Here is a 13250-nt window from a genome sequence, read left to right on the forward strand (position 1 = left end):
TGGACGGGTGACACTTCTTCTGACGCGCAGTGACCTGGAAGCCGTACTGGAGCCGGAGGCGTGCCTCGACGCGCTGAGCGAGGGATTCCTGTGCGCGGACACCCTGCCGGTCGTGGGCCGGCGGGTGCGGACCGATCTGCCGTTCCCGGGCACGGCGACAGCGCTGCTCCCCGGACTCCTGCCGGGCGTCGAGGCGTACACGGTGAAGGTCAACGCCAAGTTCCCGGGCGGGCGGCCCGCCCTGCGCGGGGTGATCTGCCTGCACAGCGGCCGGGACGGCGAGTTGCTGGCGCTGCTGGACTCTGCGACGGTCACGGCGTGGCGTACGGGGCTGGCGGCGGCGTTGGGGACACACGCGCTGGCCGGCCGGGGAGAGGTCCTCGGGGTGATCGGCGCGGGGGCCCAGGCCGAGCTGATGGTGCGGGGGCTGGCGGAGTTGCGGTCGTATCGCGACCTCGTCGTCCATGACACGGATGCCGAGCGGGCCGAGGCGTTCTGCGGGCGGCACGCGGGCCGGACGGTCGCCTCGGCACAGGAGGTCGCGGCGGCCGCCGACACCGTACTGCTGGCGACCTGGGCCCGGTCGCCGTTGCTGCGGCTGTCGGACACGCGGGAGGGCCAGCACTTCACGAGCCTGGGGGCGGACGAACCGGGCAAGCAGGAGCTGTCCGCCGATCTCCTGCGCGCCGCGCTGCTCGTCGTGGACGACCGTGAATTCGCCGCGACCATGGGCGCGTTGGCGACGGCGGAACTTCCACCGGCCGCCGCCGGCGCCACCCTGGCGGACGTGCTGCGGGGCGCCCACCCGGGACGCGTGAGCGTCGAGGACCGTACCGTCTACGCACCGGTCGGGCTGCCCTGGCAGGACCTGGCGCTGAGCTGGGCGGCCTATCGGGCGGCGGAGCGGGCGGGCATGGGGCGACGGGTGGATCTGCTGACGTGACATGCCGGGCGACCTTCGCTCAGGAGACCTCGCACACGGCGCGGTTCAGGCCGCGCGCTTCCCGCACGTAGGGCCGCGGGTCGTGGGAGACCGGACGGCGGCGACCCGCCATGCGGCCATCCGGACGGGCCGGCCCCTCTCCGCGACGCTCTCCACTCTCGCGAGCGCGAGAGCGCTCTCACACCCTCGATCGGCCCGGGGCTATCCTGATCCGCAACCGCCCAGGAGGAGCCGCCCAGTGACCGAGACCGCCCCGCGTCCCACCCTGGAAGCCGTGGCCGCACGTGCCGGGGTCTCGCGGGCCACCGTGTCGCGGGTGGTCAACGGCGGGGACGGGGTGCGGGAGCCGCTCGTCGCGCGGGTGCGCAAGGCGGTGGAGGAGCTCGGGTACGTGCCCAACCAGGCCGCCCGCAGCCTGGTGACCCGGCGGCACGACGCCGTCGCCGTCGTCGTGGCCGAACCGGAGACACGCGTCTTCGCCGACCCCTTCTTCGCGCTGCAACTGCGCGGCATCAGCAAGGAGCTGACGGCCCACGACAACCAGCTGGTGCTGCTCCTGACCGAGGGCCGGGACGATCACGCCCGCGTCGGCCGCTATCTCGCCGGTGGGCACGTCGACGGCGCGCTCGTGTTCTCCCTGCACCTCGACGACCCGCTGCCCGGACTGATCCAGCGCGCCGCAGTGCCCACCGTGTTCGGCGGGCGGCCCGGCTGGAGCGGCGACCGGCGGGGCGTGGTGTACGTCGACAGCGACAACCGGGGCGGCGCCCGTGACGCCGTACGGCATCTCGTCGGCCTCGGCCGCAGCCGCATCGCGCACATCGCCGGCGCGCTCGACCAGACGTCGGCGGTGGACCGGCTCGACGGGTACCGGGACGTCATGGTCGACGCCGATCCGCGGCTCATCGTCGAGGGCGACTTCACACCGGCCGGCGGTGAACGGGCCATGCGCGAGCTGCTCGCACGCTGCCCCGACCTGGACGCCGTGTTCGCCGGCAACGATCTCACCGCCTCGGGGGCGTTGCGGGTGCTGCGCGAGTCGGGGCGGCGGGTGCCGGAGGACGTCGCCGTGGTCGGGTTCGACGACATGCTGCCGGTGGCGGAGCAGACCGACCCGCCGCTCACGACGGTCCGTCAGAACATCGAGGAGATGGGTCGGCTGATGGCCCGGCTGCTGCTGCGAGGGCTCGACCGGCACACCGCCGAACCGGGCATCGGCGCGGCACCGTCCAGCGTGGTGCTGCCCACCACACTGGTGAGGCGAGCTTCGGCGTAGATCGTCCGACGGGAACGTCAGGCGCGGACGCCGGCCGCGTGGGTGGGTCGTCCGGTGTCGGCTCTTCCCTCAACCCTGTGCGGGTGCGCTCCTGATCACCGCGAAGCGTGCCCCGTACGGGTCGGCGAGCTTGGCGATGCAGCCGACGTCCGGCAGGTCCGTGGCGGGCATCCGGACCGTGCCGCCCAGCTCCCGCGCCTTGGCGACCGTGGCGTCCGTGTCGGTGACCTCGAAGTACGGCAGCCAGTACGGAGGGCCGTCCGCCTCCGCGGGGTCGTCGGACCTGTCGACCACCCCGCCGAACATGGCGTCCTCCCCGGCGCCTCCGGGGCTGAACGTCGTGTACGTGCCGCCGTAGTAGTCGAGGGCGAACGTCTCCACGCCCAGCGTCGCGTTGTAGAAGCCCGCCGCGGCCGGCACGTCCGTCGTGTACAGCTCCAGCCAGCACAGCGAGCCGGGTTCCTGGACGACGTCGAGGCCCTTGTTGGTGCCGGGCTGCCACAGGCCGAAGGGCACCCCCGCCTTGTCGGCGAGGATGGCCATGCGGCCCAGGTCCATCACATCCATGGGCTGCGTCATCACCGAGCCGTGCGCCTGCTCGGCCGCCTTCGCCGTGGCGTCGGCGTCCGGTGTCCGGAAGTACACCGTCCAGGACGGCGGACCCTGCTCCTCGGCGGTCTGCATACCGCCGGCCACCGTCCTGCCGTCGAGCTGGAAGAGGCCGTAACCGCCGGTCTCGGGCCCGCCCCGCTCGAACCGCCAACCGAACAGGCCGCCGTAGAAGGCGGTGGCGCCCTCGATGTCGGGTGTGCCGAGGTCGATCCAGTTCGGCGCGCCGGTGACATAACGGGTGGTGAGCATCATCGCCCTCCTCGGAAGGGTCCCGTTGTCTGCTCTGCCGAGTCTTGCACCGCCCACTGACAATCGCTGCCGGAACCGTGCCGCCGATGGAGGGAAGGCCGCGCTCACCCTCGGCGGCCGGCGCGGGTCTCCCCGGATTTCCCCTGATCCCGCGCGGCGATTTCCCCTGTTCCCGCGCGCCGCCGTGCGCGGCACCGTGCGCGGGGGGACCATCGAGTCGGCCGGAGGCCCTGCGGGCGCGGCGTTGATCCCGCGTTGATCGAACGTTTTTCGCCCGGCGGCACGATCCTGTCCATGCACATCGACACGATCACAACGATCACCTCGCCCGATCTGGCCTGGCAGCAGGAGGCGTTGTGCGCACAGACCGGGGCGGACTTCTTCTTCCCCGAGCCGGGCAGCTCCGTACGGGAGGCGAAGCGGATCTGCGGCATGTGCCCGATCCGCTCGGCCTGCCTCGAGTACGCGATGGACAACGACGAACGCTTCGGCGTCTGGGGCGGCCTCTCGGAGAAGGAGCGCCTGGAACTCAGGCGCACATCACGCTGAGCCGCTGTTGCCCGTGCGGACGCCCGGCGCCCACCGGCCCGCGGCGCCCCGGACCACCCGGCCGGGGGAACCGCCGGTCAGCCCGCGGCCCGGGCCGCCATCCGGGCCTTGCGAGCCGCCAGCTTCTCGTCGAACTTCAGGGCCTCCGCGTCCAGCCCGCCCATGAAGAGCCCCAGCTCCTCCTGGGCCTTCTGCCCCTCCGGCCCCAGGCCGTCGATCTCCATGATCTTCAGGAAGCGCAGGACGGGCTGCAGGACGTCGTCGTGGTGGATGCGCAGGTTGTAGACCTCGCCGATGGCCATCTGCGCGGCGGCGCGCTCGAAGCCGGGGATGCCGTGGCCGGGCATGCGGAAGTTGACCACCACGTCCCGCACCGCCTGCATGGTGAGGTCGGGGGCGATCTCGAACGCGGCCTTCAGCAGGTTCCGGTAGAAGATCATGTGCAGGTTCTCGTCGGCCGCGATGCGCGCCAGCATGCGGTCGCAGATCGGGTCGCCCGACTGGTGGCCGGTGTTGCGGTGCGAGATGCGGGTCGCGAGCTCCTGGAAGGCGACGTAGGCCACCGAGTGCAGCATGGAGTGCCGGTTGTCCGACTCGAAGCCCTCACTCATGTGGGCCATGCGGAACTGCTCGAGCTTGTCCGGGTCCACCGCGCGCGAGGTGAGCAGGTAGTCGCGCATCACGATGCCGTGGCGGCCCTCCTCGGCGGTCCAGCGGTGCACCCAGGTGCCCCAGGCGCCGTCCCGGCCGAAAAGCGTGGCGATCTCGTGGTGGTAGCTGGGCAGGTTGTCCTCGGTCAGCAGGTTCACCACCAGCGCGATCCGGCCGATCTCGGTGACCTTCGACTGCTCCTTCTCCCAGGCCTCCCCGTCCTCGAAGAAACCGGGGAAGTTACGCCCGTCGGTCCACGGCACGTACTCGTGCGGCATCCAGTCCTTGGCGACCTTCATATGCCGGTTGAGTTCCTGCTCGACCACTTCCTCCAGCGCGTACAGCAGTCGGGCGTCGGTCCAGGCGGAGGACGGGCTGCCGAGGTGAGGGGAAGTGATCGTCACGGGAACTCCAGGGGGACGCACGACACAGACAGGGTGACCGGCGAGCGGTTGCCGGAACCTACGGGATCGTAGGCTACGAAGCCGTAGGTTACGAAACCGTAGGTTAAGAGTGCTGTAAAGACCGCTGATCAGCTGTGGTTCCGTCGTGAGTCGACCGGCATGCGAAAAGCCCCGGGAGCCGCAGGTCCCGGGGCTGAAAGCGCGAGGGGTCGGTCGGTCAGGCGTACAGCTCCCGCATCCGCACCGAGAGACATGTCACACATCCCTCGAGCTTCTCGAACTCGCTGATGTCGACCAGGACGGGTTCGTGGCCGAGGTCGGCGAGCAGTTCGGCCGTCTTCGGCGCGCTCGCGGCCATGAGCAGCTTCTCGCCGCCGAGCAGCACCACATGCGCGCCCGACTCCTCCGGCACCGGCAGGAAGCGCGGGAACAGCGACGGGGCGTCCAGCTGCGGGATACGGCCCAGAATCGTTCCGTCGGGCAGTGCCGTGATCGCCGACTTCAGGTGCAGCACCTTGCTCACGGGCACGGCCACGACCCGCGCCCCCAGCGGCTCGAAGGCGGCCCGCAACTGCTGGACGCCGGCCGCGTTGGTACGGCCGCCGCGGCCGACGTAGATCGTGTCGCCGACCTTGAGCACGTCGCCGCCGTCCAGCGTGCCCGGCTCCCAGATCCAGTTCACCGAGCAGCCGAGCGAGGCCACGGCCTCCTCGACGCCCATGGTCTCCTCGCGCCGGGACTCGGCACCGGGCCGGGTGATCAGCGCGACGTTGCGGTACATGACGACCGTGTCCTCGACGAACACCGAGTCGGGGCAGTCGTCGGCCGGGTCCACCTCGATGGTCTCCCAGCCGTGCGTCCGCAGGGCCTCGACGTACCCCTCCCACTGCTCGACCGCGAGATCGGCGTCGACCTTCTCCCGCTCGATGTGCGTCACCAGCCCCTCGGCGAGGCGCGGACTCGGGCGGCGGACGAGGGCCTTCTTGCTGGGCACGACGGGATCTCCGGATCGGTGGCGGGTTTCGGGTGCCCCTGATGCATGGGGCACCGGTCCGCCATCATGCAGGTGTTACCCGCCCGTACAAAACCCTCGTGGTCAGGCTGTGGCCCTCCTGAGATACGCGGAGGTGAAGGAGCCCGGTGCCTCCAGCAGTTCCCTGGGCGTTCCCTCGAAGACCACCCGCCCCCCGTCCCGGCCCCCTTCCGGCCCGAGGTCGATGATCCAGTCGGCGTGCGCCACCACGTCCAGGTTGTGCTCGACGACCACCACGGTGTTGCCCGCGTCGACCAGCCGGTCCAGCAGCCCGAGCAGCCCGTCGACGTCCGACATGTGCAGTCCGGTCGTCGGTTCGTCGAGGACGTACACCGTTCCCGTGCGGTGCAGCCGGGTCGCCAGCTTGATGCGCTGGCGTTCACCGCCGGAGAGGGTGGCGAGGGGCTGCCCGAGCGTGAGGTACGTCAGCCCCACGTCCCGCAGCGCGCGCAGGCGGCGTCGTACGCCCGCGTCCTTGAAGAACTCCAGGGCCTGCTCGGCCGTCATCTCCAGCACGTCCGCGACGGATCTGCCGTCGACGGTCAGCCGCAGCACCTCGTCCTTGAAGCGCCGCCCCTCGCAGTCGTGGCAGGTCGTGGTCACCGGGTCCATGAAGGCGAGGTCGGTGTAGATGATCCCGCGCCCCTCGCAGGTGCCGCACGCGCCCGAGGAGTTGAAGCTGAACAGCCCCGGTTCGGAGCCCGTCTCGCGCGCGAAGATCTTCCGTACCGTGTCCATCACTCCCAGGTACGTCGCCGGGGTCGACCGCGCCGAGATGCCGATCGACGACTGGTCCACGACCACCGCGTCGGCGTGAGCGGCGGTGAACTCCTTGACCAGCGTGCTCTTTCCGGACCCGCCGACCCCGGTCACCACGGTGAGCACCCCGGTCGGGAACTCGACCGTCACGTCCCGCAGATTGTGCCGGTCGGCCCCCTTCACCCAGAGCCCACCGCTCGCTGTCCGTACGTCCGCCTTGACCGCGGTACGACGGCCCAGACACCGCCCGGTCACCGTCCCGGCCCCGGCCAGCTCGCCCGGGGTCCCCTCGAACACCACCCGCCCGCCGTTCACGCCGGCCCCCGGCCCCATGTCGACGACATGGTCGGCGAGCGCGATGACGTCCGGGTCGTGCTCGACGACCAGCACGGTGTTGCCCTTGTCGCGCAGCCGCAGCAGCAGTTCGCCGAGGCGGCCGACGTCGCGCGGGTGCAGTCCGACGCTGGGCTCGTCGAAGATGTACGTCATTCCGGTGAGGCTGGAGCCGAGATGCCGCACGGTCTTCAGGCGCTGCCCCTCGCCGCCGGAGAGCGTGGACGTCTCGCGGTCGAGGCTGAGGTAGCCGAGGCCGATGGCGTCGATCCGTTCGAGGGCGGTGACGGCGGCCCGGGCGATCGGTCCGGCGACCGGGTCGTCGATGTCCTTCAGTACGGCGACGAGCTCCGTGACCTGCATGCGCGTGCAGTCGGCGATGCCGAGGCCGTTGATCCGGGTCGCGAGCGCCGCCGCGTTGAGGCGGGCACCGTCGCAGACCGGGCAGGTGCCGTCCACCAGGAACTCGCGCACCAGATCGCGGGTCTTCTGGCTCATCGCCGACAGGTCCCGCTTCAGGTACAGCCGCTCGAAGCGGGTGGCGAGCCCCTCGTAGTCGGTGGTCCAGGTGCCGCCCGAACCGCTCACGGTGACCTTGCTGCCGGGTCGGCCGCGCATCAGGAACTCCCGCTCGGCGGCCGTGAAACGCCCCACGGGCTTGTGCGGGTCGAGGTCGGCGCTGTTGGTGTACGCCTGGCCCTGCCAGGTGCCCGCGGCGAACGGGGGGAAGCGGACAGCCCCGTCGGCGAGCGAGCGGTCCGGGTCGAGGATGCGGTCCCAGTCCGGCCGTACCGTCCGGCCCAGGCCGTCGCACTCGGGGCACATGCCCGAGGGGTCGTTGAACGAGTACGCGGTCGCCGGGCCGGCGCTCGGGGTGCCGTGCCGGGAGAACAGCACGCGGATCACCGAGTGGATGTCGGTCATCGTGCCGACCGTGGAGCGGGAGTGGCCCCCGATCGGCCGCTGGTCGACGACGATCGCGGGGGAGAGGTCCTGCAGCTCCTCCGCGTGCGGGCGCTCGTACTTGGGCAGCCGGTTGCGCACGAACCAGGTGAAGGTCTCGTTCAGCTGGCGCTGCGACTCCACCGCGATCGTGTCGAAGACGATCGAGGACTTCCCCGATCCCGAAACGCCGGTGAACACGGTCAGCCGGCCTTTCGGGATGCGGAGGGTGACGTCCTTGAGGTTGTTCTCCCTGGCTCCGGTGATGGTGATGAACTCGGGTGTGAAAGCGGCCATGCCCTCGAAGCTAGGCGGGAAACCCGACAGCTTCTGGCGTGATTTCCTTGAGTTCTCCCTCCTCCACCATCAGCCAGCGCGTGATGCCGATCGACTCCAGGAACGGCAGGTCGTGGCTGGCCACGATCAGCGCCCCCTCGTACGACTCCAGGGCCGTGGTGAGCTGCCGTACGCTCGCCATGTCCAGATTGTTCGTCGGCTCGTCCAGCATCAGCAGCTGCGGCGCGGGCTCCGCCAGCATCAGCGCGGCCAGCGCGGCCCGGAAGCGTTCGCCGCCGGACAGCGTCGCCGCCTTCTGGTCGGCGCGGGCGCCCCGGAACAGGAAGCGGGCCAGCCGCGCCCGGATCCGGTTGTTGGTGGCGTCCGGTGCGAACCGGGCCACGTTCTCGGCGACCGACAGCTCGCCGTCGAGGACGTCAAGACGCTGCGGCAGGAACCGCAGCGGCACATGTGCCGTCGCCTCGCCCGCCACCGGTGCCAGCTCTCCGGCGATCGTCCGCAGCAGCGTCGTCTTGCCCGATCCGTTGCGCCCGATCAGCGCGATGCGCTGCGGACCGTGCAGATCGAGGCCACCAGTCACGCGCGCGCCGTACACCAGCTCCAGATCGCGCAACGTGAGCACGCCGCGGCCCGGCGGTACGGCGGTGTACGGCAGCTCGACACGGATCTCGTCGTCGTCCCGTACGGCCTCCACCGCCTCGTCGAGCCGGTCCCTGGCCTCGGCGAGCTTCTCCTCGTGCATGATCCGGTGCTTGCCGGCGGACACCTGGGCCGCGCGCTTGCGCAGCTTCATCACTGCCCTGGGCTCGCGCTTGTTCTCGTACATCTTGTTGGCGTAGCGCGTTCGCTTGGCCAACTTCGAGTGGGCCTCGACGAGTTCGCGCTTCTGCTTCTTCAGATCGGACTCGGCGACCCGCACCATGCGCTCGGCCGCCTCCTGCTCGACGGCCAGCGCCTGCTCGTACGCCGAGTAGTTGCCGCCGTACCAGGTGATCTCCCCGGAGCGCAGATCGGCGATCTGGTCGACGAGGTCGAGGAGTTCGCGGTCGTGGCTGACCACCATCATCACCCCCGGCCAGGACTCGACGGCCGCGTACAGCCGCCTGCGGGCGTACAGGTCGAGGTTGTTGGTGGGCTCGTCGAGCAGCAGGACGTCCGGGCGGCGCAGCAGCAGCGCGGCCAGCCGCAGCAGCACCGACTCGCCACCCGACACCTCGCCGATCGTGCGGTCCAACTCGACGTGGCCCAGCCCGAGTTCGCCGAGGGTGGCGAGCGCGCGCTCCTCCACGTCCCAGTCGTCGCCGATGGCCTCGAAGTGCTCCTCGGCCACGTCGCCCGCCTCGATGGCGTGCAGCGCGGAGCGCTTGGCGGCGATGCCGAGCGCCTCGTCGACCTTCAAAGTGGTGTCGAGGGTGACGTTCTGCGGGAGGTAGCCGACCTCGCCCGCGACGCGCGCGTTGCCGTCGGCCGGGGTCAGCTCACCGGCGATGAGCTTCAACAGGGTTGATTTTCCTGACCCGTTGACGCCGACGAGCCCGGTCCTGCCGGGGCCGAACGCCACGTCGAGGCCCTCGAAGACGGAGGTGCCGTCGGGCCAGGTGAAGGACAGGGAGGTACAGCTGACGGAAGTAGGCATAAGGGCGCCTTCGCGGTTGCTCGAAATGATCAGGGGCAAACGCGTATCGAGACACCGGCGACCAACGGGCGATGAGAAGCCCTGGGCATGAGAAAAGCCCTGTTCCGTGAGGACGGCTCGAACGCCGAGGTCGCACGCTGCGCACACACCTCAGGTGTGACGCGGTGTCTCAGGACCTCAGACGAGCAACGTCCTTCTCCAATCGACGGCAACAGGACGCTGTACACCGTAGGAGCGGGCCAGGACGGTGTCAACGTAATTAAGTGGGGCCCCGGCCCGGTGGGGTGGGCGGGACGCCTCGGCAGGCGTTCCGCCTCAGCAGGCGTCCCGCATGAGCTCCGCGAGGTCGCGGTCCAGGTCGAGCTGGAGGTGCTCCAGGCCGAGGGGCACCAGCTCGCTGGTGGACTGCAGGAAGCGGCGCACCTCGCCCGTGCGGATGTGCACGACCGCGGTGCCCTCGGGGGCGTGGAACTCCAGGACGGTGCGGTCGAATCCGTACGGCCGCACCCGGACGTCGCCCTGGCCCTCGGGCCCCTCCAGGCCGGCCAGGAGCAGCTCGCGGCTGAAGGTCCAGCACACCTCCACGCCCTCCAGGGTGGCCGGGGCCGGGAAGGTCATACGGACGGCGAACGGGTCGCGTCGGTCGTAGTGAAGGGTCGCGGGAATGCTCGGCATCCGCGGCGCGGCTGCGACGAGGCGGGCCTCAACGGGCTGCTCGATGACGGTGGACAACGCCTTGCTCCCTTGTGACGACTGGACGAAGATCTGGGCGGACGAGACCGGGCACTGGTAGAGACGACGGAATCAGCCAATCCGTGCACACGAATGTCGAGTGACCTCTGTCACCGTCGTCATGCACGGGAGTGCGGTGTTCGCCCTTCCGTGACGGGAAAGTCGCGTGTGCTCTCCTGCGATCTCCTGTGATCACGTGTGGTTGTCATGGCCATCTGGACGCCGCCGTGGCGGTGGGCTAGCTTCGCCCGCCATGAGGCGTTCGGGGAGCACGCGACGGTTGGGGATCGGTTTTCGGACAGTGGTCGCGGGGGCGGCATGCGGGGCGGCGCTCGCCGCGCTGACGGCCGTACCCGCGCAGGCGCACGAGCCGCAACGCCGGGCGCCGCACTGGGAACTGAAGGACAGCGGGACGCCCGAGGTGCGGTTCCGGGGACTGTCCGCGGTCAGCCGGAACACCGCCTGGCTGGCCGGTACCGCCGGTACCGTGCTGCGGACCACCGACGGCGGCGCGACCTGGCGGAACGTCTCGCCGCCCGGCGCCGCCGAGCTGCAGTTCCGGGACGTCGAGGCCTTCGACTCGCGGCGTGCCGTGGTGCTGGCCATCGGGGAGGGCGAGGCGTCCCGGGTGTACCGCACCGACGACGGCGGCGCGACCTGGACCGAGGCCTTCCGCAACACCGACGCGCGGGCCTTCTACGACTGCATGACCTTCCTCGACCGCCGCCACGGCCTGGCGATGAGCGACCCGGTCGACGGCCGGTTCCGCATCCTGTCGACCAGCGACGGCGGCCGTTCCTGGCACGTGCTGCCCGGCGACGGGATGCCCGCCGCGCAGGAGGGCGAGGCCGGCTTCGCGGCGAGCGGGCAGTGCCTGGTCGGCTCCGGGCCGAAGGACGTCTGGCTGGCCACCGGAGGGGCCGCACGCGCGCGTGTGCTGCACTCCGCCGACCGAGGACTGACCTGGACGGCCACCGACACGCCGATCCCGGCGGGCGACCCGGCCCGCGGTGTGTTCGCCCTCGCCTTCCGCGACCGCACCCACGGACTCGCGGTCGGCGGCGACTACCGACCCGACCAGGCCTCGCCGCGTGCTGCCGCCCGTACCGGCGACGGGGGCGTCACCTGGCAGCCCGCCGCGACGCCGGTGAACGCCTACCGCTCCGGCGTCGCCTGGCTTCCGCACAGCCGCACCGCCGCGCTCGCGGTCGGCCCCACCGGCACCGACCTCACCACCGACGCCGGCCGGACCTGGCGGACCGTCGACACCGGCTCGTACGACACCGTGGACTGCGCGCCGGACCTGGGCTGCTGGGCGGCGGGGGAGAAGGGCCGGGTCGCCCGGCTGGAGGGTTGAACCGGAATGTGGGTACTCGGACGCCGACTGCGAGAGGAGTGACTCACATGCCAGCCGGTTCGAGCTCGAAGCGGGAACGCCAGTACGAGCACATCAAGAAGAGCGCCCAGGACCGGGGCGAGAGCACCTCGCGCGCCAAGGAGATCGCGGCGCGGACGGTGAACAAGGAGCGCGCCCGGTCCGGCGAGTCGAAGTCCGCCAGCCGCACGTCCACCCAGGACAAGTCGTCCGGTCAGCGCGGCGGCCAGCGGTCCGGCAAGGGTTCCCAGGGCCCCACCTACGACCAGCTGTACGAGGAGGCCAAGAAGCGCAACATCCACGGGCGTTCGGACATGAACAAGAGCCAGCTCAAGCAGGCGTTGGGCAAGTGAGGTTCAGCCGAGCGGCTCGCGGTAGCGCTCCAGCGCCGGCGCCGTCTTCGTGGCGACGAACTCGGTGATGCGGTAGGCGCAGACACCGGCGCCGACGAACGGATCGGTCGCGGCGACCTCCTCGATCCGGGCCCGGTCCTCCGCGACGGCGAGGATCACCCCGCCGTCGCGGGGGTTCTTGCGCCCGGACGCGAGGAACATTCCCTTCGCGTACTGCTCGTCGAGCCACGCCACATGCGCCTCCAGCACGGCGTCGACGTCCTCGATCGGTGCGGTGTAGGTCAACTCCAGTACGAACACGATCGCGAGCGTACCCCTGGCCCCACGGCGGTCGGCCCCGTCCCCGTACGCTCGTGCCCACCATGACGACCGTACGCATTCCCGCGGGCTGGCCCGCGACCGAGGAAGAGGCCCGCGCCGTCCAGGACGAACTGCGCGAGCGGGTGGTGCTCGACGAGCCGGGGCCACCGCCGGGAGCCGGGCACGTGACCGGCGTGGACGTGGCCTACGACGACGAGCGGGACGTCGTCGCGGCCGCGGCGGTCGTCCTCGACGCGGCGACCCTGGACGTTGTCGCGCAGGCCACGGCGGTTGGCCGGATCTCCTTCGCGTACATCCCCGGCTTGCTCGCGTTCCGCGAGATCCCCACCGTGCTGGCCGCCCTCGACGCCCTGCCCTGCCCGCCCGGCCTGATCGTCTGCGACGGCTACGGCCTCGCCCACCCCCGCCGCTTCGGCCTCGCCAGCCATCTCGGCGTCCTCACCGGCCTGCCCACGATCGGCGTCGCCAAGAACCCCTTCACCTTCACCTACGACGACCCCGCCGCCGCCCGTGGCTCGTCCACGCCGCTCATGTCCGGGGACGAGGAGGTCGGCCGCGCCCTGCGCACCCGCGAAGCCGTCAAGCCGGTCTTCGTGTCGGCCGGTCACCGGGTGACCCTGGCCAACGCCTGCGCCCACACCCTCGCGCTGAGCCCCCAGTACCGGCTGCCGGAGACGACTCGCAGGGCGGACGCGCTGTGCCGGCAGGCGTTGAAGGAGGCGACTGGTCCGAGGCCGGAACTGGCCGCCCGAGCGGCGGCGGACACCACTCGGTCCTGACTCGGT

At 71.1% G+C, this 13250-nt stretch carries 13 protein-coding genes; 6 read left to right on the forward strand and 7 right to left on the reverse strand.

Going from position 1 to position 13250, the window contains the following annotated elements:
* The first annotated feature begins 7 nt into the window (after positions 1-7).
* Positions 8-943: an ornithine cyclodeaminase family protein gene (locus ACIBAG_RS19665; RefSeq protein ID WP_399106717.1), complete on the forward strand. Its 936-nt coding sequence runs from the start codon at positions 8-10 to the stop codon at positions 941-943.
* 238 nt (positions 944-1181) lie between these two features.
* Positions 1182-2219: a LacI family DNA-binding transcriptional regulator gene (locus ACIBAG_RS19670; protein ID WP_399106719.1), complete on the forward strand. Its 1038-nt coding sequence runs from the start codon at positions 1182-1184 to the stop codon at positions 2217-2219.
* 69 nt (positions 2220-2288) lie between these two features.
* On the opposite strand, the gene ACIBAG_RS19675 is transcribed toward ACIBAG_RS19670, so the two are convergent.
* Positions 2289-3080 (reverse strand): VOC family protein, encoded by a 792-nt coding sequence (locus ACIBAG_RS19675; protein WP_399106968.1) that lies wholly within the window; start codon positions 3078-3080, stop codon positions 2289-2291.
* A gap of 294 nt (positions 3081-3374) precedes the next feature.
* Here ACIBAG_RS19675 and ACIBAG_RS19680 point away from each other — a divergent pair, with 294 nt between their 5' ends.
* The gene (locus ACIBAG_RS19680; RefSeq protein WP_399106721.1) at positions 3375-3629 is read left to right on the forward strand and encodes a WhiB family transcriptional regulator; all 255 of its coding nucleotides are present in this window, start codon (positions 3375-3377) and stop codon (positions 3627-3629) included.
* 77 nt (positions 3630-3706) lie between these two features.
* Here the strand turns inward: ACIBAG_RS19680 and ACIBAG_RS19685 are convergent, their stop codons facing one another.
* From ACIBAG_RS19685 to ACIBAG_RS19705, 5 genes are all read right to left on the reverse strand, one after another.
* Complete coding sequence (locus ACIBAG_RS19685; protein WP_399106723.1) at positions 3707-4684, reverse strand: acyl-ACP desaturase; 978 nt, start codon at positions 4682-4684, stop codon at positions 3707-3709.
* A gap of 217 nt (positions 4685-4901) precedes the next feature.
* Positions 4902-5678 (reverse strand): dimethylargininase, encoded by a 777-nt coding sequence (gene ddaH, locus ACIBAG_RS19690; RefSeq protein WP_399106725.1) that lies wholly within the window; start codon positions 5676-5678, stop codon positions 4902-4904.
* 102 nt (positions 5679-5780) lie between these two features.
* Entirely contained in the window at positions 5781-8048 is a 2268-nt protein-coding gene (locus ACIBAG_RS19695; RefSeq protein ID WP_399106727.1) for an ATP-binding cassette domain-containing protein, read from the reverse strand.
* Between the two features lie 10 nt (positions 8049-8058).
* Complete coding sequence (locus ACIBAG_RS19700) at positions 8059-9684, reverse strand: ABC-F family ATP-binding cassette domain-containing protein (protein WP_399106729.1); 1626 nt, start codon at positions 9682-9684, stop codon at positions 8059-8061.
* A gap of 315 nt (positions 9685-9999) precedes the next feature.
* The gene (locus tag ACIBAG_RS19705; RefSeq protein ID WP_399106731.1) at positions 10000-10416 is read right to left on the reverse strand and encodes an SsgA family sporulation/cell division regulator; all 417 of its coding nucleotides are present in this window, start codon (positions 10414-10416) and stop codon (positions 10000-10002) included.
* A 253-nt stretch (positions 10417-10669) separates the two neighbouring features.
* Here ACIBAG_RS19705 and ACIBAG_RS19710 point away from each other — a divergent pair, with 253 nt between their 5' ends.
* Entirely contained in the window at positions 10670-11773 is a 1104-nt protein-coding gene (locus ACIBAG_RS19710) for a WD40/YVTN/BNR-like repeat-containing protein (protein WP_399106733.1), read from the forward strand.
* Between the two features lie 47 nt (positions 11774-11820).
* On the forward strand, positions 11821-12144 hold the full coding sequence (locus ACIBAG_RS19715; protein WP_399106735.1) for a plasmid stabilization protein: 324 nt from the start codon (positions 11821-11823) through the stop codon (positions 12142-12144).
* Positions 12145-12147: 3 nt separating this feature from the next.
* Here the strand turns inward: ACIBAG_RS19715 and ACIBAG_RS19720 are convergent, their stop codons facing one another.
* Positions 12148-12444, reverse strand: coding sequence for a YciI family protein (locus ACIBAG_RS19720; protein ID WP_399106737.1), 297 nt, complete (start codon positions 12442-12444; stop codon positions 12148-12150).
* A 62-nt stretch (positions 12445-12506) separates the two neighbouring features.
* Here ACIBAG_RS19720 and ACIBAG_RS19725 point away from each other — a divergent pair, with 62 nt between their 5' ends.
* Positions 12507-13244 carry an endonuclease V gene (locus ACIBAG_RS19725; protein ID WP_399106739.1) on the forward strand — a complete coding sequence of 246 codons (738 nt, stop codon included), beginning with the start codon at positions 12507-12509 and terminating at the stop codon, positions 13242-13244.
* The last annotated feature ends 6 nt before the right edge of the window (positions 13245-13250 follow it).

Origin of the sequence: Streptomyces sp. NPDC051243 (assembly GCF_044455405.1) — a bacterium.
Taxonomy (GTDB): Bacteria; Actinomycetota; Actinomycetes; order Streptomycetales; family Streptomycetaceae; genus Streptomyces.